The 26287-nt window shown below is 55.3% G+C and carries 21 protein-coding genes; 10 read left to right on the plus strand and 11 right to left on the minus strand.

The window, feature by feature from the left end; genetic code table 11:
- Positions 1–6: 6 nt before the first annotated feature.
- Positions 7–1641: a serine/threonine protein kinase gene (locus ABD971_RS18165; protein WP_339940658.1), complete on the minus strand. Its 1635-nt coding sequence runs from the start codon at positions 1639–1641 to the stop codon at positions 7–9.
- Positions 1642–1767: 126 nt separating this feature from the next.
- On the opposite strand from ABD971_RS18165, the gene ABD971_RS18170 reads away from it, so the two are divergent.
- The 4 genes from ABD971_RS18170 (at position 1768) to ABD971_RS18185 (ending at position 6484) form a co-directional block, all read left to right on the plus strand.
- On the plus strand, positions 1768–2895 hold the full coding sequence (locus tag ABD971_RS18170; RefSeq protein ID WP_345324364.1) for a glycosyltransferase family 2 protein: 1128 nt from the start codon (positions 1768–1770) through the stop codon (positions 2893–2895).
- Between the two features lie 4 nt (positions 2896–2899).
- Positions 2900–4507: an ArnT family glycosyltransferase gene (locus tag ABD971_RS18175; RefSeq protein WP_345324366.1), complete on the plus strand. Its 1608-nt coding sequence runs from the start codon at positions 2900–2902 to the stop codon at positions 4505–4507.
- A gap of 169 nt (positions 4508–4676) precedes the next feature.
- On the plus strand, positions 4677–5816 hold the full coding sequence (locus ABD971_RS18180; RefSeq protein ID WP_339940664.1) for an LptF/LptG family permease: 1140 nt from the start codon (positions 4677–4679) through the stop codon (positions 5814–5816).
- Positions 5813–6484, plus strand: coding sequence for a TIGR04283 family arsenosugar biosynthesis glycosyltransferase (locus tag ABD971_RS18185; RefSeq protein WP_345324368.1), 672 nt, complete (start codon positions 5813–5815; stop codon positions 6482–6484). The genes ABD971_RS18180 and ABD971_RS18185 overlap by 4 nt, the downstream gene beginning before the upstream one ends.
- A 64-nt stretch (positions 6485–6548) precedes the next feature.
- Here ABD971_RS18185 and xerC read toward each other — a convergent pair whose 3' ends face one another.
- From xerC to ABD971_RS18205, 4 genes are all read right to left on the minus strand, one after another.
- Positions 6549–7451, minus strand: coding sequence for a tyrosine recombinase XerC (gene xerC / locus ABD971_RS18190; protein WP_339940668.1), 903 nt, complete (start codon positions 7449–7451; stop codon positions 6549–6551).
- 16 nt (positions 7452–7467) lie between these two features.
- The gene (locus ABD971_RS18195; RefSeq protein WP_339940670.1) at positions 7468–7713 is read right to left on the minus strand and encodes a hypothetical protein; all 246 of its coding nucleotides are present in this window, start codon (positions 7711–7713) and stop codon (positions 7468–7470) included.
- A 71-nt stretch (positions 7714–7784) separates the two neighbouring features.
- Positions 7785–8954 (minus strand): hypothetical protein, encoded by a 1170-nt coding sequence (locus ABD971_RS18200; protein ID WP_345324371.1) that lies wholly within the window; start codon positions 8952–8954, stop codon positions 7785–7787.
- A 172-nt stretch (positions 8955–9126) separates the two neighbouring features.
- Entirely contained in the window at positions 9127–9492 is a 366-nt protein-coding gene (locus tag ABD971_RS18205) for a hypothetical protein (RefSeq protein WP_339940675.1), read from the minus strand.
- 191 nt (positions 9493–9683) lie between these two features.
- On the opposite strand from ABD971_RS18205, the gene ABD971_RS18210 reads away from it, so the two are divergent.
- Positions 9684–10031: a hypothetical protein gene (locus tag ABD971_RS18210; protein ID WP_339940677.1), complete on the plus strand. Its 348-nt coding sequence runs from the start codon at positions 9684–9686 to the stop codon at positions 10029–10031.
- 179 nt (positions 10032–10210) lie between these two features.
- On the opposite strand, the gene lpxK is transcribed toward ABD971_RS18210, so the two are convergent.
- Positions 10211–11329, minus strand: coding sequence for a tetraacyldisaccharide 4'-kinase (lpxK, locus tag ABD971_RS18215; protein WP_345324373.1), 1119 nt, complete (start codon positions 11327–11329; stop codon positions 10211–10213).
- A gap of 37 nt (positions 11330–11366) precedes the next feature.
- Entirely contained in the window at positions 11367–13823 is a 2457-nt protein-coding gene (locus ABD971_RS18220) for a DEAD/DEAH box helicase (protein WP_345324375.1), read from the minus strand.
- Positions 13824–13879: 56 nt separating this feature from the next.
- Here ABD971_RS18220 and ABD971_RS18225 point away from each other — a divergent pair, with 56 nt between their 5' ends.
- Positions 13880–15244, plus strand: a complete 1365-nt coding sequence (locus ABD971_RS18225; protein ID WP_345324377.1) for a glycerate kinase type-2 family protein — start codon at positions 13880–13882, stop codon at positions 15242–15244.
- Positions 15245–15518: 274 nt separating this feature from the next.
- Here ABD971_RS18225 and ABD971_RS18230 read toward each other — a convergent pair whose 3' ends face one another.
- The 3 genes from ABD971_RS18230 to ABD971_RS18240 form a co-directional block, all read right to left on the minus strand.
- Complete coding sequence (locus ABD971_RS18230; protein ID WP_339940685.1) at positions 15519–17639, minus strand: ABC transporter permease subunit/CPBP intramembrane protease; 2121 nt, start codon at positions 17637–17639, stop codon at positions 15519–15521.
- Positions 17636–18376 (minus strand): ATP-binding cassette domain-containing protein, encoded by a 741-nt coding sequence (locus ABD971_RS18235; RefSeq protein WP_339940687.1) that lies wholly within the window; start codon positions 18374–18376, stop codon positions 17636–17638. The genes ABD971_RS18230 and ABD971_RS18235 overlap by 4 nt, the downstream gene beginning before the upstream one ends.
- 65 nt (positions 18377–18441) lie before the next feature.
- A complete protein-coding gene (locus ABD971_RS18240; RefSeq protein ID WP_345324518.1) occupies positions 18442–19866 on the minus strand; it encodes a class II fumarate hydratase in 1425 nt (474 codons plus the stop codon).
- Between the two features lie 242 nt (positions 19867–20108).
- Here ABD971_RS18240 and ABD971_RS18245 point away from each other — a divergent pair, with 242 nt between their 5' ends.
- From ABD971_RS18245 to ABD971_RS18260, 4 genes are all read left to right on the plus strand, one after another.
- Positions 20109–22037, plus strand: a complete 1929-nt coding sequence (locus tag ABD971_RS18245; protein ID WP_345324380.1) for a GntP family permease — start codon at positions 20109–20111, stop codon at positions 22035–22037.
- A 62-nt stretch (positions 22038–22099) separates the two neighbouring features.
- Positions 22100–22339: a hypothetical protein gene (locus tag ABD971_RS18250; RefSeq protein WP_339940691.1), complete on the plus strand. Its 240-nt coding sequence runs from the start codon at positions 22100–22102 to the stop codon at positions 22337–22339.
- 332 nt (positions 22340–22671) lie between these two features.
- Entirely contained in the window at positions 22672–23532 is an 861-nt protein-coding gene (locus ABD971_RS18255) for an alpha/beta hydrolase (protein ID WP_339940693.1), read from the plus strand.
- A gap of 13 nt (positions 23533–23545) precedes the next feature.
- A complete protein-coding gene (locus ABD971_RS18260) occupies positions 23546–24841 on the plus strand; it encodes an alpha/beta hydrolase family protein (RefSeq protein ID WP_345324383.1) in 1296 nt (431 codons plus the stop codon).
- A gap of 13 nt (positions 24842–24854) precedes the next feature.
- Here ABD971_RS18260 and ABD971_RS18265 read toward each other — a convergent pair whose 3' ends face one another.
- Positions 24855–26153 carry a hypothetical protein gene (locus ABD971_RS18265; RefSeq protein ID WP_345324385.1) on the minus strand — a complete coding sequence of 433 codons (1299 nt, stop codon included), beginning with the start codon at positions 26151–26153 and terminating at the stop codon, positions 24855–24857.
- Between the last annotated feature and the right edge of the window lie 134 nt (positions 26154–26287).

Raw genomic sequence — 26287 nt, forward strand, 5'->3', positions numbered from 1 at the left:
GCTTCGTTAATTTTCCGGCTGCGGACGCAATCGATAATGCCACCCTAATACGGACAGATTCAGCAGCCAAATCGATCCAAAGATCAGTGACGCGTAGGGCAGCCAGAGGATCGAAACCAGCGCCCCCACCAGAAACAGGATTCCTAAAATCGCGGCGCCACCCCACACATGGCCTCCCATCGCAATAAATCCGAACCCGCTTAACGCCGACGCGATCGGGAATAACACCCGATGATCCAGCGAGCCAAACATCAACAACAAGTTCATCGTCAGCAGCGTGGCCAAGTAACCGATCCAGATCGACCAGACGGGGCGTTCGGCCACGGTCCGCGGCAGAAACTGGCCCCGTCGTGCCCAATAGATCCATACAAAGATCAATGACAGCATTGTGATTCGCGGCATCCAGTAGGCGATTCCCAGTGGCTGCGAATAAAAATGATCCAGGCAAAACATGGCAACATGGGTGAGGAAAATGATCACACCGATGCCAATCAGTGTGTTGCCCCATGCAGCGAAATAGTTCTGATGCTGATCACGTCGGATTTCGCGAGCGACTCGGTCCAAGATCCCACTGCTGCACGCGGCAACCTCCTCGCCCGCCAAATAGCGATCCAAATCATCGGCAAACGCCTCGGCCGACGAATAGCGACAGTGAGCTTCGTAGTGCATTGCTTTCAAACAGATCGCCTCCAAATCAGAAGGGATTGTATGACGAATCAACCGAGGCGAGATCGGCTCGTCGTGCAGCACCGAACGAAGAATGTCGGCCGCCGATTCGCCTTGGTGAGGCGGATGCCCGGTTAATAACGCGTATAAAATGGCGCCAAGAGAATAGATGTCAGCGGCTTCGTTGACATCACGTCCTCCGGCCGCTTGTTCAGGGCTCATATAATGAGGCGTTCCCAAAACTTGACCCGTCCGAGTGACGAGGGCTCCATCACGATGCCATTTGGCTAAACCAAAATCTGCAACCAACGGGCGACCATCGCTCGAAATCAGAATATTCTCGGGCTTCAAATCCCGATGCACGATGCCGGCGCGGTGGGCGTAGGCGACCGCCCGAGCGACATCACGAACCACCTCTGCCGCACCAGAATCATCCAAACTTCGGTCGTCGACCTTTTGCTGAAGCGTCGGTCCTTCGACCAAGGTCATCGAAAAGTATTCATAACCGCCCCACGATCCAATATCGTGAATCGCAATGATGCCGGGGTGATGCAAACCCGCAGCCGCTTCGGCTTCGATGCGAAACCGCCGCCGTTCTTCTTCACCCGCCAAAACCCCGCTGCTAATCAGCTTCAAAGCGACCGGTCGCCCGAGGTTATCTTGGTTGGCCCGGTACACCACTCCCATGCCACCACGAGCAATTTCGCACTCGATTTTGTAGGGCCCGATACGGGTTCCCAGCAACGTAGGCGGCACGACGCCCGGGCTCGGATCCCCCGCCAGCCAATGGTGATTTCGAAAAAAACTTTTCAATTCGCCCGCAAACTGGGGGTAGGCGATCAGATATTGATTGGGGTCGGGCGAGAGCCCTTTTTCCTGTCGCTCGACATAGTCAGCCATTACGCTATCAAGCAGCACATCTTCCCCGGCAATCGTCGGAGCGATCGGAGAATTCGATTTATCTCTAGACGGCACATTCATGTCTTGAGTATACCCCGAAAGAACGACAAACCCAGCGAACGGAATTCGCGGGGCATCGTCTTGGATCCAAAATGAATTTGCCGCTGCCATGCAGCAAGAACGACGACAAAAAACCTCATGATGAATGCATCGCCCCAGGATGGCACCGAATCGGATGCAATCCATCTATCCATCGTGATTCCACTGTATAACGAAGAGGAATCGGTGGGTCCGTTGATCGCGGCGTTGAAACAAACGTTCGCCGAGGAACCGTCTCGGTTCGAGATCATTTTGGTCGATGATGGCAGTGTGGATCAAACCTATCCGAATGCCACTGCGGCCGCCGACGCGTCGGGGCTGCCCATTCATATCGTCTCGCTGTATCGCAATTTTGGGCAAACCGCGGCGATGCAAGCGGGAATCGATGCCGCCCAAGGACGATTGATCGCAACCTTGGATGGGGATCTGCAGAACGATCCCGCCGACATTCCCAAAATGGTCGCCCATTTGGAAGCCAACCAATTGGATCTCTTGGTGGGCCGCCGCAAAAAACGCCAAGACGGTTTGTTCCTCCGACTCGTACCTTCGTGGATCGCCAACCGCTTGATCGCCAAGGTGACCGGAGTGCGGATTCGTGATTACGGATGCAGTCTAAAGATCTATCGGGCTGAGGTAATCAAACAAGTCAAATTGATGGGCGAGATGCATCGGTTCATCCCCGCGTGGGTAGCCGCAGTAACCCATCCATCGCGAATTTCCGAGATCGAAGTCCGTCACCAAGCTCGCCAATATGGCAATTCGAAATATGGCATCTCTCGCACCATTCGCGTAGTGCTGGATCTGTTGTCGGTATTGTTCTTTATGAAATACCGAGCCCGTCCGGGGCACTTTTTTGGCAGCGTCGGCATATTTATCGGTGCGATCGGAATGGCGATGCTAGGCAGCCTTGGGGTTGCCAAGTTTGCTTTTGGCCAAGATATCGGAACACGACCAATGTTGTTGATCGGCGCGATTGCCACGCTCTCATCGCTGCAACTGATTTGCTTTGGCGTGATGGCCGAAATGTTGTCGCGGATCTACCACCAATCCTCCAGCCAACCTGGTTATTTCACGCGTCATCATCACTCGACACTTGCTGCCAATGACACCCTCGGTGACGTCGCGTCATCCCACGGCGAAGCGACCGATTCGGTTGCTGCACCCTGTGACTACTTGTTGCCGCTACCCCAAACGCCATCCGTGATCGCACCTGAAAGACGAGCTGGCTAAGCCAATGCTTGATTGGATCCTCGAAAAACGCTATCGGTTCGCAACCGTCTTGTTTGCCTATTTTGGTTTGCACGTGGTCATCCGCGTTTGCATCTCAGGTTCGCTTGACTTTGACGAATCCGAGCAAGCGTTTTTGTCTCAGTGGTTCTCACTTGGCTACAACAGCCAACCGCCACTGTACACATGGATGCAAACCGCATTGTTCCATCTCTTTGGTTACGGCGTGATGCCGCTCGCCTTGCTCAAAAACGTGCTGTTGGCGTTAACGTATTTATGTGTTTTCGGCACCGTGCGAAAGGCAACGGGTAACGCTGCGATGGCGTTAGTTGCTTCGCTTGCCATGATGACCATTCCGCAAATTGCTTGGGAAAGCCATCGCGATCTCTCACACACCGTGGCCGTCACTTTTGCCGTTAGCTTGCTGGTGTACTGCGTGGTTTCGCTGCGTCACCAACCGCATTGGAAGTGGTACGTTGCGATCGGTTTGACGTGCGGTTTTGGTTTGATGAGCAAATACAACTTTGGAATCGTGATCTTAGCGGTGATGGCTGCAGCCGTTTCGGTGCCAAGCTATCGACGTTGGTTGCTCGACCGGCGTTTGATCCTTTCGGTTGTCGTGGCCACCGTGCTGATTGCGCCTCATACCTATTGGGCTGTCGATCATCTTCAGCTAGCGTCATCAAAAACGATTTCAACATTGACCCGCGAACAAACCGACTCGTGGGGCAGCAATGTTTCCCACGGCGTTTACGCACTCGTGACATCCACGCTGGCGTGTTGTTTATTGACGCTGGCTATCTTTTTGGTTGCCTTCCGTGACTCGTTAAAAAATGTCTATCTGCAGTGGAAATCCAATTCGATTGCAGCGGATCCCACCACGTTATTGATCGAACGATTTCTTTTGATTGTCGCAATCGCGTTGATGATGCTTGTCCTATCGGGACATGCGTTGGAGTTCAAAAATCGCTGGATCCAGCCGTTTGCATGTTTATTCCCCGCCTATTTGATGCTTCGCGTGGGCCGGTTTGCCAACTCGGATCGCGTTGCCATGAACCGCGTCTGTATCAGTGCGGTGACACTGATGGCAGTCGTGTTGATTGCGATCGTTGCCAGACCGATGTTATCGCAAAAACGGAATAAATTCATTTGGTTGAACATTCCCTATCCACAGTTTGCTGAAACCATCGAGAACGAGATCGGAGAGGCTCCCGCGATCATCATCACACCTCACATGCACAGCGCTGGAAATCTGAAACTTCAATTTCCTAATTCATTGGTCATTGCGATGGACCAACGTCATTTGGTGGATAGCGAATCATTGTTAAAAATCATCGCTCGCGGCAATCAGCAGGTCGTCGTCGCAACGGATGTCTGCACGCCAAGTGCGCACGAGAAGCTGAGCGAGTTTGCGATTGAAATCGTCGGCCAACCAACCGATCAATTACTTTGGCGGAGTCGCGAGTACCGTTATCTGTATGGCGACGAATCGGCAAACACGACACTCGGCTTCGCACGCCTGGAACATTCGATTGACCCGATTGCTGCGATTTATGATCCCTTATCCGCAAGCGATCGGATTGGAGCCTTGCCACAGGAAACCGCGACACATTGATCCCTATTCCCGCACTGGTCTTGTCTTACAGACCATGAATTTGGATAGTGACCGTGTCGTTGAATCCACTTGATCCTCGCGTTGCCTGTGCGAGCGGACACTCGTTAGCGTCCGACTGCGTTGCTATTTCCCTGTTGCCGCCCCCTTTTTAGAAACCGCCGGATAGATCGTGACCAAGATTGATCGATACATCCTGATTCTATTTGTCCGTACGGTGTTGGTATGTTTTTGCTCGATCGCGGGCATTTTCATCGTTTTCCACGCCTTCACCAGCCTGGATGACTTGGTACGCCAAGGTCGCACCGAGGGCGGGTTAGTGGCGGTGATGCTGCGGTATTACGGTCCCTACATGCTGTTGCTGTTTGATTGGACCGGAGCGATCATCGTATTAATGTCGCTGCTGTTTACGGTGGGCTGGCTGCGCCGGACGGGCGAATTGACCGCGACACTTTCGGCAGGCATTTCGCATGGCCGGATTCTGCGTCCGATGCTGATCGCATCCTTCTTTATCATCAGCATTCAATTGGTCAATCGCGAATTCTTGTTGCCACACTACCGTGACGCTCTGGCAATGAAAGCCAAAGAGATGGAACAGGAATCAGAGCAACCGATTCTTCCGTGTTATGATTTAACCAACCAAATTCTGATCGAGGGGGCTTCGCTGCTGCCCCGCAGCAAACGGATCAATTACCCCAGTTTTCGTCTCGACGGAGACTTTGAGGGATTTGGTGACTTGATCACGGCCCAATCCGCGCAGTGGAGCGAAGCGACCGACGATCATGCCAAAGGCTATTTGGTCAGCGGGATTAAACGTCCCGAAAACATCGCCTCACTCGCCTCGGTCGGAACAGCAAATCGGCTTGTGATCTTGACACCTCATGATCATCCATGGCTGAAGCCGAACGAGTGTTTTATTGCAACCACGATCAATTCCGAGTTCTTACAAACCGACCAATCAACATCCCGTTTGGTCTCGATTTCCGAGATTGCATCTCGCGTGAAAAACCCTGCGGTGCATAGCAGTCTAAGTGTTCAAGTATTGCTGCACGAACGGATGGTTCGTCCGCCCCTGGATTACGCGTTGGTGTTGCTGGGGTTACCGATCGTCGTGAATCGGCGTGGCCGCAACTTGTTCTTGATGATTGCCGTGGCAATCGGCACCGTGCTGTTCTTTTTTGGTATCAAAACGCTCTCAGGTGCGATGGGCGGCAGTGGTTACTTGTTGTCACCCGCGATGTCGGCTTGGGTTCCCTTGTTGGTGCTCGGACCGATTGCCTATGTCCGTTTTCGAGAAGTGCAGACCGAATGAACCCTTCGGACATTTCGGTCGTCATTCCGACACTGAACGAAGCCGCTACGATTGAAAACGCAATCCGCTCGGCAACTCGCGCCGGAGCCACCGAAGTCATTGTTTGTGACGGCGGAAGCCAGGACGAAACGCTCTCGATTGCCTCCGACACAGGGGCGACAAAGATCGTACGTTCGATCCCCGGACGTGGCATTCAGCTGAACGCGGGTGCCGTGTTCGCCAGCCGCGAAGTCGTGCTGTTCCTGCACGCCGACAACCTGCTCGGCGAATCGTGTCTGCAACAAATCTGCGATGTTCCCGACGTTGTTTGGGGCGCGTTTGAGCAGCACATCGATCATCCGCGGTTTGCCTATCGGTTGATCGAAAAAGGCAACGCCGCGCGAGTGCGTTTTCGCGGGATGGCGTTTGGTGATCAGGCGATTTTTGTTCGCCGGCAAATCTACAAAGAAGTGGGCGGTTTCGAAGAGATCGAATTGATGGAAGACGTCGCTTTTTCGCGGATCATGCGAAAGATCGCCAAGCCCGTCTTGCTCACCGGCCCGGTCACGATCAGTCCGCGGCGCTGGGAACAACGCGGCATCGTCGGACAAACGCTACAGAATTGGAATCTGCGATGCCGCTATCACCTCGGAGCGTCGCCGAGACGGCTGGCCAAGCAGTATCGGTAATTGTGGGATAGGCTTGCAGCCTGTCAAAAGCATGAATCGACAGGCTGCAAGCCTATCCCGCATCTTAGCTTGCTCGCGGATGCGCTTTTTCGTAGACCGACAATAGATTCGCGGCACTGACGTGCGTGTAGATTTGGGTGGTGGCCAAACTTTTGTGCCCCAACAATTCTTGCACGCTGCGGATATCGGCGCCGCGATCAAGTAGATGCGTCGCGAAACTGTGCCGCAGTGTGTGAGGACTCGTGCGTGAATCGAGCCCGACGACCGCGATGTGTTTGTCGAGCATCCGTCCGACGCTGCGTGTCGTCAGAATATTGCCAAATCGATTGACGAAAACCGGAGCATCGCGGCCGAGTTGTTCGGTCTTGGGATCGCGGATCCGACGCTGTTCGTATTGCTTGATCGCCTTGATCGCAAACGACCCGAGCGGACTGATGCGTTCTTTGCGTCCTTTACCACGGACCCGCAGGATCTGTTCATCAAAATCCATATCACGATCACGTAGCGCAACCAATTCGCTAACACGTAATCCGGCCGAGTACATCGTTTCCAACATCGCTCGATCGCGAAGTCCCGCGGTGTCGCCACCGGGCGGTGCGAGCAGCAATCGGCCGACCTCGTCGTTACTTAACACGTGAGGCAGTTTGCGTTGCCGCCGTGGATTGCGAAGCGGTTTCGCAGGGTTGCTTGTCGCAATCCCTTGCCGCATCGCAAATCGATAGAAACTGCGGAGCGACGCAAGTTTGCGGGCGATCGTGGTCCGCGCGTAGCCGGCTTCTTGCAGTGCCGCTTGAAACGTACGCAGCTCTTGCGGTGAAAGTGATTCCGGTTTTGGAACCTGGCCGCGAGTGGCTCGAAACCACTCGACCATCGCAAAAAGATCTTCTCGATACGCCTTGATCGTCAGATCCGACGCATTGCGTTCGGTCGCCAAGTACCGCAAAAATTGAGTGATCGCGCTTTGCATGAAGTGCAGTGGGGTCTTAGTAGAAGTCGTCGATTGACAAGCTGTCAAATTCTTCGCTAGCAAGCATGTCATCTTCGGTCGGAACCGCATCACGAATTTTGCGGCTCAGCATTGCTGCGTCGTACCACGAAAACTCAAGATCCGGATCGGCCGCAAAGCGTGCTAATTGACGCAGTGTCTCATCGCGATTTTGATCATCGAACATGAAGATGAACTTCTCTTCGCCTTTGACCAGCGCTAAAACATTGATTTCCTGATCCATTGATGCAAGTGTCCATTTGCTAGTCACAACGCCGAAGCCAAACAGCCGGGGTTACCCGACTTACCTGGCTTTCAGTATCGGCTTAGCGGCCATCGCAAGATGAGGTCCCTTGCGTCACTTCCACCTCGTGATTCGAGCATTTCCGAGATGTGGACGTGACAACAGAAACGAATGAAATCATCGCTACGTTTTAAATAACCCTGCCAACCTCCCGAACGTGCATCATCGCCCGTTTCAACGTAATCAGCGAGCCGATTTGTGAAATAAGAGTCATCTCCGCGATAGATTCGTGTGTGCGTTAATACCGGATCGTGATTCACAATCGTCGCGGGACGCACCGGCGACGGCGGGTCGGGGATCAAGTCAGTAGGCTCGGGCCAATTTGCTGGCAACGGTGATTCGGGCAACGTGTCTCGAAACAATCCCAAGCCCACCTCTTCAGCCGTCGGTGCGCCGGGATAACCCGGTCCGTACTGGCCTTGGCCCATCGCTTGGCCCGTTGCTTGGTTCTCGACGAACGAATTGCCATCCAAAGAGGAAGGGGGTCCCAATTCCAGCGCGTCGATCTGAGAGTCATCAGCAGCAGTCGGCGGACGAAGTTGATTCGCGTCCAACGGCATTTCGGCCGAAACACGGTGTAGATTGCGTTGGGAAACCGCAGCTGGCTCGTCCCCAGAAAGCGGTGATTGCGTCTCCAGCTGGCTGCGAGCGAGTTCGAATTCGGCTTCACGAACAATCCGCCGCGGAATCTCTTTTTCTTTGTCGGTGCCCCATGGCAAACCGTAACCCGCTGGGATCGGATGGAATCCTTCGTTGGCCGCATACCAATGAACGGTCATCGCCATTCGCGGCGGATAGTAGGCATCAAAATCGGTAACCGAGCCGACGACAATCGCCTCGACGTCCATCATTTTCGCCAACCGCTGAAAATCCGCTCCCGTGGTCGGCTCGCCATGAGTCGCCGAGTATTGCAGCCACTGCGCCTTGGTGACGCCGATCGGCATGACCTCGAACCCTGGAATCGCTTGCAGGGCAGCATAGTAGCTTTCGGACACCAATTCGGTATCAAGCGTTGGCTCACTGCTCTGGTTAAAGAACGGCAACACCGCGACCCGTTTCATTTGCGGAAACGGGTTGTGCAGCGATTCACGCTGGCGAGTGTCCGGAACCAACGAACAACCGAGCGAACTTATCGCAACGGTGGTCAGCAGTAGGAACGAGCATAGGGGAGCGAGTTTCACGACATGTCTCGGCGCATCGATGGCGCACCCTGTCACTCCGCTCCCACAGGTTTGATCGGACGATGTCCCCCGCCGAGATGAGGGAATTGTCAAAAAAACGCGATAACATCGACGATTGCGACGAATCGCCGCAACCACACGTGTTCACCTCGCGGCGGGACACGCAGCAGGCTTACTTTTGGATGTAAACCGGAATGTAATAGGTATGACGTGGGGCGTAGCGGCTCGATGTCATCGGAATCGCATTCCAAGAGGGTCGCAACGGTTCGCGGCCCATCCACAGATTGTACTCTTGGCGAGCAATCCGCTGCTGAGACCGGTACAAAGCGCGCGCTTGGCGAAGTTCCGCCGGCGTCTTTGGCGACAAATTCTGACTCGACGGGTGAGTCGTCTGGGATGGCAAATCCATCGAATCAAACAGCGACACTTGTTCACTAAACGTCATCTCCTCAGGCTCTTGGGCAGAGGACGACGGAGCACTAACGCTGAGGAAAACGACCATAACCAGCGAGAGCGGAAGGATGTGACAAATACGCATAAATCACTTCACAATTTACGAGGGTTCAACGGGTGGGATGAACCCATCCAGGGCTCCTTTGAGAAATCGGATTTCATGGCGGAACGAATTCAGCCTCACCGTTAAAACTATCCCGAGTCACTGATTTTTGAGGGGGAATTGGAGGATTATTGGGGTCATCCCCTTCAAATTTGAAGAAAACTGAGTCCACTATGTATCAACGAAGGTCGTTGACGGCCTTCGGGTTTAGGGAAACCAATCCTTTGCGTATCCGTTTTCCCGCAAAACACTTCCACCCCTTTCTTAGTTCGAGGATTTTTTCCGTGCCCACTCTCCGAATGATGATCCCCACCTCTTTGGTTGCTGCTTGCTTGATGGTTGTTGCTGTCGGTTGCAAGCCTCCTGCCCCACCAACGGTCAACATCGACACAGACAGCGCTGAAGTAGAAGGCGGGTCGAACACCACTGCTGCGGTTGAAACTCCAAGCAACACCACCGCTGCTGCAGAAACCCCAGCTGCCGCGGAAACGCCTGCGGTTGAAGAAGTCGAAGCTGAGTAAGAAATGAAGGAATCATCGCGTCAGAAGCTCTCGCGCTTCCAACGCGACCTGAATAATAAAACGTCTCTCCACAGCGGAGAGACGTTTTTTTTTTGCGCAGTCCGTCCGCGAAGAATTTTGACACTTCTCGGTGACGAGTTCCGCTGCGAGAAACAGCTTCACAGCGTTGGCCAAAACCGCTAACGATCTTCTTCCACTGTGACCTGTTCGGCGACTTTCGCAAGCAGAGCTTGTAACGTCGCCTCCGCCGAATCCGATGATCCAGGATCGTCCCCCGCACTCAAACGCAGCTCGACAATCAACGCGGCTACCGGAACGCCGCCAAGCGAATCGGTGCAAAGTTTGACCAAATCCTTGTGCGTACAAATGACTCGCGAGACCGAATCGCCAAGCGATCGAATCCACGACCGCAACGACTCGACCGTTTCGGGAGCGTAGGGATCGTGATCAGGCAGATCGCGTGACGCGACGATCGTGGCGCCGCACTGCACCAACGTTTCTTTGAAAGCGTCGGGATTGCCAATCGCCGACACCACGGCGATGCGATCGCCGTCTAGCTGATCCAGCGGAATCGTTTGACTTGGATACTCTAACAGCGATGTGGGAACGTGTTGACTTCGCACGATCGGCAGCTTGGCGTTCACTTTTTTGACCTGCTGTTCGATCGATCGCAGCCGATCCTCATCGACGGCATCACAGCGGCTTAGGATGACAAGGTCGGCACGCGAAAGCCCCGAGATGGGTTCTCGCAGTAAACCTCGCGGCAATAGATGTCCAAACCCAAACGGCTCCGTCGCATCGATTACCACCAAATCCAGATTGCGGTGCAAGCGGCGGTGTTGGAATCCGTCGTCCATCAAGATCAGCTGGACTTCTAATTCGTCGACCGCGATTGTTGCGGCGGCTACCCGATCGGGATCTTGCACGTGTGGCACATCCGGAAGCCGCGCATACAGTTCGAGAGCCTCGTCATTGGCATCGGCATCGCCTCGACCATATCCTCGGCTGACGATTCCCACACGGATGCCGTTGCCACGGAACCATTTTGCCAAGAAACAAACGACTGGCGTCTTTCCGGTCCCGCCAGTGGTCAAGTTGCCAACGCTGATCACCGGCACATCACATCGCGTGACGCCTTGGCCGGCGTCGTAATCTCGGTTGCGTTTCCAGATGCCGAGGGCATACGCTCGGCTGGCGACCCAAAGTCCGCCTCGCATCGCAGCCGCCACCGGATCTTTCCGCTGGCCATTCATAATCGATCGATAGTCCATAAATTTCCGAGCCGATTGAAGTGGCATCGGCCGCTAGTGCGTGAGAGGCAAATCGTGGATGACGCTAGGCGTTGCGTCGCCCGAGTCCGACCAGATCGTCAACCGGTTCCTTGCTGTCCGACAGAATTTCGTCGGTACTCTGCGGGTCGATCTTGCGACACGATTCGGTCAACAAGTCAGCAAGATCATCGAGCGGATCTTCCCAGGTCTCGACGGTCGATTCAAGCGGAGGAACGTTCGCCATTTCATCCAACAACAGAATCATTCGCAAACAATGGCGAAACAGGATTCCCTCTTCCTTTTGCAGCTTCCTCGCAGTGACGTACTTGTTGAAATCGCCACCGAATTCGAGCAACTCGCCGACGATCCAGACAGGACGCACGTTGACGTTGTGCACACGTGGAAATTCTTCGCGGAACAACCGCAATAGTTTTTCGCCGATCGTCAGCGGCCATACCCGCGGTTCGTCAAACATCACACGACCAAAGCCACGATCACGCACCTCTTCCTCTTCGTCATCTCCCTTGGCACCAAGTTCCTCGGCCGTCGCTAGCCCCATGGTCAACAATTGAGAATCCAACCGCGTCGTCGCCAGGGTGCCGGCGGGCATGTCGTCGTACGATGGCATTCGCACATAGCGAGCCACCGATCCAGGCACCTCCAAGACGCTCTCCAGCACCGCGATTCGTTCTTGCGGATCGGCGATCGCCAATTGGTCGGCCAAGTAAACGCCAAACAACGGATTGATGCTTTTCAAATGTACCAAGCGTTCCAATCGGTCGGTCGGCTTCGCGAGCGTCGGTCGATAGTCGTCGACATCGTAGCCACGACTTTCGATCAACGCCGGATCTTGGTTGTCCTCTTCTTCATTCGCTTTTTTTGTCTCCTCATCGCTCCGCATTTGATCCAGCAAATTGCCAAACAAACCTTCGGTCGCCTTGACCGCCGGCTCATCGTCTTTCGATTTCTTGATCAATTTCGGGGATGCTGCATGGGGCTTGGGATCCAGTTCGATGTAACCGGCCGTCCACAACGTGATCAGCATCCGATTCAAATCGCGCTGAGCCTCTTCGATTCCTTTCGGCGGCAACAAGCGACGTCCGACCAAATCTCGAATCGGTTGGACTTCGGCATTTTCCCCCAACAGATAAGCGAGCAATCGCCACGGCAATCGTCCGCGGCTGGACAGATTCGCGGCGGCCGCTTGTTGCAGCTGTTCAAATTGCAACGCCGTCCAATACGATTCGCCACTCCGCCGCTTGGGCATTTTTTTCTTGAGCTGTTTTTTGGCCTTCATCAATCCCGGATCTTTGGTGTCCTCGGGGATCGAATCGTACTTTTCACGCCAACGATTGATTTTGACATCGTCTTCGTGAGCCAACGAAAAGACATAGCCGCGGTCGTCGAACTGAGGCCGCCCGGCTCGCCCAAAGATCTGTTGGGCCGACGAAGGATCGACGAGCTTCTTTTTATCCTTGGGGCCTTTTAGCAAACTAGGCAACACCACACTTCGCGCGGGCAGATTGATTCCGGCCGCGAGCGTTTCGGTACAGACACAAAAACTTAACAATTTCCGCTGGAACAATTCTTCGACGATCCGGCGATATCGCGGCAGAACGCCCGCATGATGCACGCCGACGCCACGCATCAGGATCGCCTTCAGCTTTGGTCCCGCTCCTTCGCTCATGTCGGCGGCGTTCAAATAGTCCGCCAATTCGGCTTGGCGAGCCTTGTCGATCAGACTTTTGCCTTTCAGCAGTTCCGCCGTGGTCCAGCACTGAGAACGACTGAAACAGAATAACAATGACGGCGTCCGCCGCGTGACCTCGTCTCCGGCTGCGATTTTTTCGGCAAAGTCGGCCAGAATTTCGTCCTCGACCCACTCGAATTGCAGCGGTACCTTGCGTTCGGTTCCCGCCACCAATTGCAACCGGCGTTGGTGCGAACGATAGAGCCACGAAGTGAAATCCAACGCATTGCCGACCGTCGCACTCAACAGCATCGTTCGCACATGAGCCGGCAACAACCCGAGTGTCAACTCCCAAACAATGCCGCGTTCGGGATCGTTGAAGTAATGAAATTCATCCATCACCACCGACGAAACATTATCAAAGTCAAACGACTCGGGATTCAGCAGCCGGTTGAGCAGAATTTCGGCGACGACGACCAACACCGGGGCATCGGGATTGGCGGTGCGATTGCCGGTCACCAATCCGACTTGGTCTGCCGAAAATCCCCAGCGGACGGCCGACTCGCGAAGTTCGACCAATTTTTGGTCCGTTAGTGCGATCAGCGGCGTCGTGTAGTACATTCGTTTGCCGGTCCGGAGCGCCTCGTACACCGCGGCCTCGGCGATCAGCGTTTTCCCCGTCCCGGTGGGGGCACACACCAGCACTCCTTGCTCGTTTGTAAAGTACGCCAGCAAGGCTTCTTCTTGGACGGGATACGGTTGGAACGGAATCAGATCGAAGTATTCCGAAGCCAAAACGTCACGGTCGGGATTCTCAGTTGGTTGCGTCATAGTCTACAAGTTGTAACAGTCATCCAAGAACAATGGACCTAGGGAGACAAGAATCGATGCCAAGTCCGCGACAAGACGCCCTTTCAATCTGGAACGCCGGCGTTGATTCGGTTCGTGCCCACGAACGAGTCCTTTCACAAATCCAAGTGGAATTCGATCAGCTCTGCGTTGCGGATCATCTTTTTTCACTTGCCGATTTCGACCGCATCGTGGTCGTCGGTGCCGGCAAAGCGGCCACTGCGATGGCAACGGGGCTGGTCGCCGCGGTGGGCGATCGCTTGCCCATCGAGGGCTGGATCAATGTACCCGAAGGCACCGTTCCCGCAGAGGGATCCGAAGTGCTTCGCCATATCCATATCCATCCCGCTCGGCCGGCAGGCGTGAACGAACCGACCGCGGACGGCGTTTACGGCACCGAACAAATCCTGCGGCTGGTCGGCGCGGCGACCCCGCGTGATCTTTGCATCGCGTTGATCTCCGGTGGCGGCAGTGCGTTATTGCCCGCCCCGATCCCAGGCATCACGCTGGAAGACAAACTTGCGGTGATCCAGCATTTGAGTGCGTCCGGTGCAGACATCACCGAGCTAAACACCGTTCGTAAACATCTCAGCGAAGTCAAAGGCGGCGGATTGCTGCGGGCGTGCCGTGCCGGACAGCTGATCACATTGATCTTGTCCGATGTGCTCGGTGACCCTGTCGACTTGATCGCATCGGGCCCCACGGTCGAGGACACCTCAACCAAAGCGGACGCGCTCGCTGTGCTGGCCAAATTCGATCCCCAGCGAAACTTGCCCGCATCGGTCTACGACGCCTTAAATTCCGCTCCCGCCACGGCTGCGAAACCCACAACGACCGCCACGACATGCATCATCGGCAACAACGCACTAGCGGTCGATGAAGCGGGAATGGTTGCCGAGCGGCTTGGCTACAACCACATCATGCATTCGGCCACCGCCTGCGAGCCATCGGCTGAACAAGTGGGACGCGAATTTGCCGAGATGCTCGTCGCGATGCTTCGCAGCAACGACGAACATCGATCGAACTGTTTGATCACCGGCGGCGAACCCGTCGTCACGCTCGCGCCCGCAGAGATCCGAGGACTCGGCGGCCGCAACCAGCAACTCGTGCTTGCCGCCTATCAGCACCTACTCGGCTGTGGTCTGAGCGAAGACGAGTGGAATCAAATCACATTGTTGTCCGGCGGCACCGACGGCGAAGATGGACCGACCGACGCAGCCGGTGCGATTCTGGACGTCAGCGTGCATCAGTTGGCCAGCAAAAAACAACTCGACATCGCCGACTATTTGCGACGTAACGACGCCTATCATTTCTTCGAGCAAACCGGGGGTCTGATTCAGTGCGGTCCCACCGGCACGAACGTATGCGACATCCGAGTAGGCGTGATCAAAGAAAGTCGCTGATCGCTCCGCGATCAAAGCGTTTCGCAGCGTGTAGGCCGGATCAAGTCGCCCCAAGCGACGCAGATCCGGCGTGATGCGAAAGTGACGGTGAATTCATTGCCGATTCATCATCCCATTGTCGCACGGCTTTCCAAGCCGTTAGCGAGCCTCACGTTTGATCGTCCAGGCGAGACGGCTAACGGCGATCTACGCGTACCGCCGCTGACCACGACGGCTTCAGCTTGGAAAGCTGGCCGACAATGATCCGGCCTACGGTGATTTCGCCTACGGAAAATCACGATTGGATCGCGGTTTGCTCGACGACTTTGGTTGACTTCGACTCTCGCGTGCTTGCCCACACGATCCCCGCCCCTGCCAGTGCGATCGCACTGGCAACGACCAACCACACTAGCGGCAAATGCGCTTGATCGTCTAATTCACTTCCGAAAAACTGGAAGTGTTCATGATAACGCGCGACGATCTCCAGCAGCCCGTTGTGCACCAGATGCATCAGCATGCCGGGCAGCACACTGCCAGTGCGATAGGCGATCCATCCCAAGATCAATCCCAGCAGCGTGGTCGGGATAAACCGCTCAATCAACAGGGCGTTGCCGGTAAACACATGGAACAAACCAAACAAGACCGCCGTCAGCATGATCGTGCGTGCGGGTGACATCACTCGCAAGAACGCGGAGAATAAAAATCCACGAAAACACAATTCTTCGATCACCGCCGGAGCCACGGCAAACGTCAGCAGCAACAACCACGGTGGCACTTGTTTCCATGCCGCCAATTGCCCCAACGCCTCTTCGATTCGCTCTTCACTCAGACCACCGATCCCGATTGCTTCGGCGAACACAAACGCCTCATGGGCGAGCGTCCAAGCTCCCATTCCGATCAACACGACCCCAATAAAACTGAGCATCGGCGGCATCTGCAATCGAAACGTGCTGCGATATCGATGGCGTCCCAAAAACGCGGCGACAAACGGCACTAGGCCAAACGTCAACAACAGCGTCAAGATGTTCAACCAAAACTTGGCCGACAAAGAAATCTGGTCGCCAAAGATCAGCAAGAACCGCATCAACCCGTTGGAGCCAACAAAATAGATCGGCACCAACAGCGACAACATCAACGCCGCCGACTCGACGCTCGGCACCGGCGTCATTTTCTTAGGCCGATGAAAGAACGATCCAATCGATTGTTCGCTTGTCCGCGTCACTGCGTCGTTACCAAACAAACGCGAAGCCACCGCCAAGGCGGCCGAGGCATAACCGATCGTGCTGACAATTGCCGCCAACGCGCCCACGGGATGAAACACTCCGGCAAGCAGATCGCGAGCCAACAAGACGATGCTGATCAGCGGTGCAATCGCCAAAGGCCCGCTCAGCTCGACGCCCGGCATCAGCGACAACATCCCCGGCGCTAGCGCTAGCAGCATCACGGGAATCAAGTAGGCCTGAGCTTCTTTGAACGACTTGGCAAAGCTCGTCAAACACAACAGCAATGCGGAAAAGAACCCGCTAAAGAGCACCAACAACCCCAGGATTTGCAGTACGGCGATCCATGGAAACGCGTCATCCCCGGTTAAAAACCGCATCATTCCCGACACCCACAGCGTCGTGAACATCGCCAACAAATTGATCATCGCCGTCAATAACGCCACGATCACGACCGCGATGTATTTGGCAAACAACACGTAGAATCGCGGCACCGGAGACGCCATCAACGATTCCATCGTGCCGCGTTCTCGTTCCCCGGCGGTCAAGTCGATTGCCGGATAGACCGCTCCGGTAATCGTCATCAATACCAACACCAATGGCACGATCGTTGCCAACAGAGGCATCTCGTCCTCTTGGCCAATTTCGTCCACGACAATATCGGCCGGAGGACGGTAATCGGGCGCCAACATCTTCGCCACTTGTTGAGCAAAGTTGGACCGCAACCACTGCAATCGTTCGACTAAGACACGACGCGCATTCTGGCTACCGCCATCACCACGAAACGCGGTGATGATCACTTGCGGTGGTTCCTCGAATTTAATTTCAACGGCTAGATCGATTTGATTCGCATACAACGCATCAACCGGATCGATGCCTTCGCTCAAGCGAATATCAAACTCGGCGATCCCTCCGCCGCTCGATTTTGCGACCGAATCGGGCGGAGCACTTTTGGGATCGTCCAAATACGACCGCAACAGTTCGCCTTCGCGTTCGGTTGCCACCCCGACGAGAAACACATTGCTGGGCCGAGCACCAGACGTCAACAAAAAACGATTCAGCGCCATGCTCAGCAGCGGATACAACAGCAGCGGCATGATCAACAATGTCATCACGGTCCGTCGATCACGGATCGTTTCCCGCAGTTCTTTTTGACAGAGCCGAAGAATCCGCCCCTTCATCACGTGTCCGCTCATGCTGCCGCCTCGCCGTTCATCAAGTCGACAAACATATCCACCAGGTGTTCGCGACCGGTGGCTTGTCGCAGCTCACTCATGTCGCCTTCGTATTCCAATCGGCCTTGATGCAACAAGCCAAATCGATCGCACAATCGCTCCGCTTCATCGAGTCGGTGCGTACACACGATCACCGCCTTTCCGGCTTGCCGTAAATGTCCGATGTATTCAAAAATGGTTTGCACACCGACGACGTCCAAACCACGCGTCGGTTCGTCCAACAACATCACCGGGGGGTCGTGAATCAAACCACGCACGAGCGTCACACGTTGGCGTTGCCCGGTGCTGAGTGTGCCGGCACGACGATCGAGCAAATGCTCGATTCCCATCAGCTTTGAAAGCTCTTCGGCCCGGGTCGCTGCGAGATCGGGATCGACGGCATACAGATCGCCGAAATACAACAACATCTCGCGTACACTCAGCCAGGGATAAACGCCGTCATTGGACGAAACAAATCCCAATCGCGACTTCACTGCGATCGGATCGATCGTGGTGTGAATCCCATCGACTGCCGTGTAGCCGCTGTCGGGTTCAAGCAACCCGAGAATAATTCGCAGCGTCGTTGTCTTGCCCGCTCCGTTGGGTCCCAACAACCCGTAGACCTCTTCCTGTGGCACCGTCAGCGACAAGTCGTCCACCGCGCGGACTTCGCCGTCATCGAGCGAAAAAGTTTTAACGAGCGAACGGACTTGAAGCATTCGAATGTCGACCGTCAGAAAAGTTCGAAAAAGCGTTTGGTGTCACCAGCATACCAGACGGACGATCACGCCTGGGGCTCGGTCATTTTCCAAGGATCGAGAGCTTCGGTCAGCGTGTCCTCAGGCAAAATTCCCTTTTCACGACACAGTTCACGAATCGTTTGTCCCGACGCAAATGCTTCCTTGGCCAGTTTCGCTGCTTGCTCGTAACCAATCAACGGATTCAAACTGGTGCACATCGACAAGCTCTTCTCGACCGACGCCTCGCATGCCTGCGCGTTCGCTTCCATTCCATCGAGACAGAATTCGACAAACGCATCGCAGCCTCTCGATAACAAGTGAATCGATTCAAGAATCGTGTGCCCCATCACTGGCATCATAATGTTCAGTTGAAAGTTGCCCCCCGACGCACCACTGACCGTGATGCAGGTGTCGTTGCCCATCACGCGAGCGGTCAACTGCATCATCGACTCGCACATGACCGGGTTCACTTTTCCAGGCATGATCGAGCTGCCGGGTTGGCGACTTGGCAATTGGACTTCAAAAAATCCACAGCGTGGGCCGCTGCCCAACCAACGAATGCTGTTGGAAACGTTGAACAACGTTTGCGCGATGCATTTTAGTTCGCCGTGCGAATGCACCAAAGCGTCTCGCGTTGCGTTGGCTTCGAAATGATTCACCGCTTCGACAAACGCAATGCCGGTCTTGTTCGCTAATTCCTTGGCAACACGGGCACCGAATTCAGGGTGCGTATTGATGCCGCTGCCCACCGCCGTGCCACCGACAGCCAATTCCAAAACCGCATCACGCGCGGCTTCGGCTCGCGAAATCGACAACTCTAATTGACGAGCGAACCCACCAAATTCTTGTCCCAAACGCAGTGGCGTTGCGTCCATCAAGTGCGTGCGGCCGATCTTGATGATCTTGTCCCACTGTTTTGCCTTCTCCGCAAGCGACGCATGCATTTTGCGAAGCGTTGGCAACAATTTTGTTTCAATCTGAATCGCCGTCGCTACGTGAATCGCCGTGGGGAATGTATCGTTCGTACTTTGCCCCATGTTCACATGGTCATTGGGATGAATCAATTTTTCAGTGCCCAATCGATCGCCACCGGCAATCTCGATCGCACGGTTGCTGATCACCTCGTTGATGTTCATGTTGCTGCTGGTTCCCGATCCCGTTTGAAAAACGTCAATGGGGAACTGGTCCGCCAACTTGCCATCGGCAACCTCTTGGGCCGCCTGCAGCATCGCATTGACCTGCGCGTCGGTGAGCGGATTTTTCCCACTGCCGGTCAATTTCTCGAGATCGCGGTTGGCAACGCCGCAGGCGAATTTGACCAATCCCATGGCCGAGATCATCGACGGCATCAATTCCCAACCGCTGATCGGGAAATTTTCGACAGCGCGCTGAGTCTGGGCTCCGTAATAGGCCTCGGCGGGCACTTGAACGTCGCCCATGGAATCATGTTCGGTGCGGTACTGGGTCATCGGTTTCACTTCGTCGATTACGGGATTCAAAAACGTTCGCTAAGGCGGCCATCATAAAGCGCCGATGGACGTTTTGACGAGGCGGCTAGAGATCGCGGATTGCCCTCGGCAAAAGCCCCGCAATTCTTTGCGACCCTTTGACATCCCTTGTGCCCCCACCACGGGCGTTGAGAAAGTGTTTAGAATTGGCAGCTGAATTGCCCCCTCCCCACCTCATCCCCCATTTTTATCACGGCTCCCGCATGACGCGACCCAGATTGGTTTTTCTCGTTTTATTGCTACTCACCCTCGCCTTGTGCGTCATCCCCAGCGGGGTCATTGCTCAAGCCGTCTCGCCCGCCGCAGATGCTTCGCTTGCCGAAACGATCCCCGGCACCCCCGCCGAGCTTGCGACCAGCGGCAGCACGCTGAACCAGACCCCGGTACTGATTTTGGCGGTGGGAATTTTTTGCGTGCTGGGGATGATCATTGCCTTGAAGCTAAACGCGTTTCTGGCGCTGATCATCTCGGCTTTAATCGTCAGCTTGCTGGTGGGGCTCACGCAGGGCGGATCAGCGGGAGCTCGAATGGACGCCGTCGTCTCGGCCTTTGGCAGCTCCGCCGGCAGCATCGGTATCGTGATTGCGATGGCAGCCATCATCGGCAAATGCATGCTCGATAGCGGAGCCGCCGACCGCATCGTTCGCAGTGCCGTTAACATCACCGGAGAAAAGAAGGCATCGATCGGTTTGATGGTCAGCGGCTTTGTGCTCGCGGTACCTGTCTTTTTTGACACCGTCTTTTACTTGCTAGTCCCGCTCGCGCGAAGTTTGCATCGCCGCACCAACAAGCACTATCTTCGTTACTTGATGGCGATTGCCACGGGCGGAGCGATCACGCACACATTGGTTCCCCCCACCCCAGGACCGCTGCTTGTCTCCTCGATTCTCGGAGTCGAAATCGGCATGATGATGTTGGTGGGAACCCTCGTCGCCTTGCCAGCGGCGATCGTGGGTTTGATTTTCTCAATCGTGATCGACAAAAAGAGTCCCGTCGAAATGCGGCCACTCGGGGCCAACGAAAACAAACACAAACCGTTGCTTGATGATCAATTGCCCTCGTTCTGGATCGCGTTATTGCCCGTGATCTTGCCCGTGGTGTTGATTGGAGCCGGTACGCTTGCGACCACCGTGGCGGACCGCGAAGACCGCGCGATGCTGAGTGTTGCCGACATCAAGGATTTTGATGCGTTGGCCAGCGAACTTGCCGCTGCGACGCCCAATTCACCTGCCGGTCGCGTGATGGCAAGCAGTGCCCTGAACGACAACGAATTGGCGCTGCTGAAGAAACCTGCATCCAGTGACGCCGCCAAGAACGAAGTCGTCGCGGTGCTGAACGAAGTGCTGCTAGACCAAGAACTGTATGCCGAGCAAGCGTTCCTGGGCGTCGCGTTGTCGGATGTATCGAAGTCAAAGATCGGCGCCAACCAACTGCGGATGAAACCGGTCGATCGCCGACGCATGAACCGCGCCTTGCTCGAAGACGCCTTTCCCGATTTGATTGCAACGCATGATTGGAATTCTCCGAAACGTGAACTCGCCGATTCATTGTCACTATGGAGCAACCCGAACTTTGCATTGCTGTTGGCGGCGATCTGCGCGATGCTGACGCTAAAGGTCGTGCGTCACTTGAGCTGGCGTGACCTTGCCGTGGACGTCGAAGAATCTCTCATGAGCGGTGGGGTGATTATCCTGATCACCGCCGCTGGCGGAGCATTCGGGTCGATGCTGACCGACACCAACATTAGCGACACGATCCAGCAAGCATTTCAAGACCAAGGCGGCTCGGGGTTGGCATTACTTGTGCTGGGATGGAGTATTTCCGCGGTGCTGAAGGTCGCCCAAGGCAGTAGTACGGTGGCGATGATTATCGGTGCGGGAATGATGTCCGCTATCATCGGAGACGTTAAGCCGGAATACAACATGGTCTACGTCGCGACCGCCGTGGGCGCCGGATCGCTGATGGGCAGCTGGATGAACGACAGCGGCTTTTGGGTGTTCACCAAAATGGGTGGATTGACCGAAGGCGAATCGCTACGAAGCTGGACGCCACTGTTGGCGGTATTGTCGCTGGTGGGTTTATTGGCAACATTGGTATTAAGCCAAGTACTTCCACTGCGAGCCAGTATGTGAGCGTATCGTCACCCACACCCAAGAATCCTTCTTCCGAGAAGCAACCGGATTCAAGTGAACGCGTGGCAAGCCCAAGATTACTGGGCTGCGCCGCTACACTCGGCTCGGTGGTGGTGACCTGCCTGCTGTTGTTTTTCAATGCCTCGTTTGTGATGGCGCTGCTGACCGCGGCGGAATCCAACTTTCCAATTTGGGCCAAAAACGCCGAGGCCTCTCAGTTTATCTTGTTTACGACGCCGCTCGTGCTCGTTGTACTGCAATGGATGTTTATCGATTACGCCCGCAGCCGGTTCCGCCGTTAGGTTCCGCCGGCGAAATTGGGTAAGGGCCGTCGGGACCAGCGATTACAATAGCCTGAACCTCCCGATGGATCGCAATGGTGGAAGCGTGCCTTCACACCAAACGGGTGGTGTTTATCGCGGTGCGGTGCATGTTCAATGCCATCGACTTTGGGTAGCGTCACGGCGCGAGCCGTCCGGTCGCAGCGAGTAAAACGTTCGATATTGACCGGGCGGCTCGCGCCGCTCCGCTACGAACACCAACCGCCGAGTGCCAAAGTAGATGGCATTGGGCGTGGGGCCTCGCCCGGTCCTATTCGAATTGTACTTTTCAGCTGCTCTGTTAACCAAACCAGATGTCCGAAACACGCTTGCCAAAACCTTACCGCAGCCGACTTAAACGCGTGATCGGTGCAGCGATACGGATTGTCGCCGTCGGGTACGTAACCATCTTAGTTTTCATGGTCGCCATGGAAACTCGCTTGGTCTATCCCGGTGCGTTCATGAACATTCCACCGCAATCCGCTGCGGGGGTCGTCTCCGTCAACTACGAATCGGCTGATGGCACGCCGTTGACGGGACAACTTTACGAACATCCCAACGCTGAGCACACGCTTTTGTATTTTCACGGCAATGGCATCACGGCAGCTCGTGAAAGCACCACGGCGGCTTGGCTTGGCGACCAGTTAAACGCCAATGTCTTCGTCGCCGAATACCGTGGTTTTGACGGCATGGATGGGTCCCCAGATGAAGCCGGCGTGATCGCAGACGCATTGGCTGCTCGTGATTTTGCGTGCCAGCGGTTTTCGATTCGGCCTGACCAATTGATCCTGTACGGCCAATCGCTCGGCGGCGGTTGCGCGGTCGCGGTAGCCGCCCAGGGAGGCGCCAAACTGCTCGTCCTGGATCGCACATTTGATCGAATGGTCGACGTCGCAGCGGGAATGTATCAATTCATCCCCGTCAATTTGTTGATGCGCAATCGCTACGATTCGATCGCCCGAATTCAAAACTACTCGGGGCCTCTTGTTCAGATCCATGGCACCGGTGACCGCTTGATTCCAATCAAGCATGGCAAACGCTTGTATGCCGAGTCCCCCTGTTCGCCAAAACATTTCGTCGAGATTGACGAAATGGGGCACAACGATCCCACCCCACCAAGTGCATGGGAAGAGTGCCGTGAGACAATCGATACGTTTTTGTCAAACTCCCCCTAACAAACGCCGCCCTATGAAAACCACTCACCTCGCGTTTGCCTTTTTCCTGCTGCTATCGACGCCACTCGTCGCGAAAGAACCCGCCGCGGCAACATCCGACGCGGCTAGCCCTCTGTACTCGATGATCGATGCGGCCAAGCAAGTGCCGAAGATGCGTTGGGAAGATACATCGGGACCGGTGCACCAATTGATCTATGAAGGCGAGTCGTACCAGGGGCATCCGACCGAAGTGTTTGCCTTTTACGCGTCCCCCAGCACGCTGGGCGAGAACTCTGGCTCGGCCATCCCTGACAGCAAAACGAAGTACCCGGCAGTCGTGCTGATCCACGGAGGTGGCGGAACCGCGTTTGCCGAGTGGGCATGGCTGTGGGCCAAGCGTGGCTATGCCGCAATCGCCATGGATTTGGCCGGCTCACGTCCGATCGATCCGGTTTACGATCCCAACACCGGAGTCCCGATTCGCAATCAAACCGCACGACGCGAAACAAGAACGCGTTTGCCGCTCGGCGGACCGGACCAAGGACACGACACCAAGTTTGACTCGATTGGCGCCGATGTTTCCGATGATTGGCCCTACCATGCCGCATCCAGCGTGCTTCGCGCACATTCACTGATCCGGTCGTTTGACGAAGTCGATGCCGAACAAACCGCAGTCACGGGAATCAGCTGGGGCGGTTACACGACTTGTCTGGTTGCATCACTTGATGATCGCTTCAGCGCCGCTGTTCCCGTTTATGGTTGCGGCTTCTTATATGAAGGCGAATCGGTTCAGAAACCCTCGATCGACCAGCTTGGCGAACGCCGCAACGCTTGGATCCAAGCGTACGATCCCTCGAGCGTGCTGACACAGTGCCGCGTTCCGATTTTGTTTGTCAATGGAACCAATGACATTCACTATCCGCTAGACAGTTATCAAAAGAGCTTTGATGCAGTGCCGGGTGAAAAGCAGATACGCATCGAAGTCAACATGCCGCATGGGCATCCTGCCGGTTGGGCTCCGCAGGAGATCGGAATCTTTATCGATTCACATTGTCGCGGCGGCGTGCCGCTGGCGACGCTTGAAATCCCGGTCGTGCAAGAAAACGAGGTGCACGTCCAATATAAAAGCCAAACTCCGCTCGAATCAGCGACACTGCACTACACGACTGACACGGGACTGCGATCCAAACGCAAATGGAAAAGTATTTCCGGCAAAATCACCGATGCGGTTGTCATCACCGCCGCTCCACCCCAAGACGCAAACACGTGGTTCGTCTCGGTCACCGACCAACGGGACGCGATGGTCACCACGCCGGTTCAGTTTCAATGACATTGCAATTCGGTTACGCCACGATTTCGCTGATGTCGATCAAATGCAATTGCCGTCCCTCGTGGTGCGGCGAATCGATCACCACCGACTTGCCATCGTTACTGTTTCGTGGATGCGTGTCACAACGCCACTCGCCGGTGTATTCGGGCGGCGAATAAAAATGACCGAGCGAAACGACACGGTTTGACGGCACGTGATACAGATACGGATTCTGCGTGCGTGCCCCTTTCTGTGGATAGGTGTCATTTAGAATCCACTCGTTATCCGTATTGGGCACATAGGTGTTGTGCCCATTTTGCTTCATCACCCCTTCGCCCACCGTTTGAACTTCGTCACTTTGATCGCGAAACAGATAGAAACCTGACGATTTGCCCATCGGTTTCGTCCACGCACAAACATGCGACGGATCTCGCCAGATAAAGTGCGACGTTTCTCCCGATGGATCGAGGATATAGGGATCGCTACCGTCCATTCCAACGGTAAACATTCGTGTCGTGAAGCGTCCCGCCGGTTCGGCATCGGGCCCATCACCGGTGCTCTCACGCCATCGATGCAAAACAATAAATCGCGAGCTATCGGGGCTGACAAGCAGATGATTAAAGTAGTTCCACTTGTCGGCTAGCGATTTGCCTTGATAGTCGATCCGAGCGGCTGCGGCGAGCGAAAAGATCAACTCGGACTCGCCCGTTTCCATGTTCATCTTCCAGACGCCCGAATCCTCAGGTGCTCGCAATTGCGAGCAAGGATCGGTCAATCCGACGTATCCGTAGCCCGGACGCATCCGCTGGATCCGCGAAAAGTCGGCCGTGATCGCCCATTTCCCGTCTCCGCTGAGTGCATAGATCGGTCGCGGCAGTGTGCGAAGCTTTTTGGTCTTCACATCCATCACCCGGCAAACATGTTGGTCGCCTTGGCGATCATTCCAAACCACTTCCGACTCGGATTGCGGACGCCACTGCAACATACAACCTTGTTGCCATCCCCACGCACTGCTTTTGCCGAGCGGGATCCATCTGTCATTGTCCGCCGTGTCGACCATACCGACGCGAATCGTGTCGTCCGCACGCGGAGTACGATGCTCAAACGCCACTTCGCCTGACAAGACAAAACGATTGGTCGGATCAAATTCAAGTTTATCGTAGTAGCCAAACCAGTGATTCAGGGGCCCCCGAGTGATTTGCCGCACCGGCGGAAGCGACTCGGCCGCTTGGGCACTCGCTTGATCGGCATGGCTAATTCGGCCGACCGCCGCCAACGCGGTTGCCGAAGCAATGGTTTTTAGCGTGCTTCGTCTTGAAGATACAAAATTCATCGGGAGGGAATACCTAGTCGTATTTTGGGGCGGGGGAGGGCAGGGGAGGCGAACTTTCACGGACGCCGCGTGTTGCCCATTATAACGGAATCGACGTCACGGTAGCTTGGGGGTGGCATGAAAACAGAGTCGGT

The organism is Novipirellula rosea (assembly GCF_039541335.1).
Taxonomy (GTDB): domain Bacteria; phylum Planctomycetota; class Planctomycetia; order Pirellulales; family Pirellulaceae; genus Novipirellula; species Novipirellula rosea.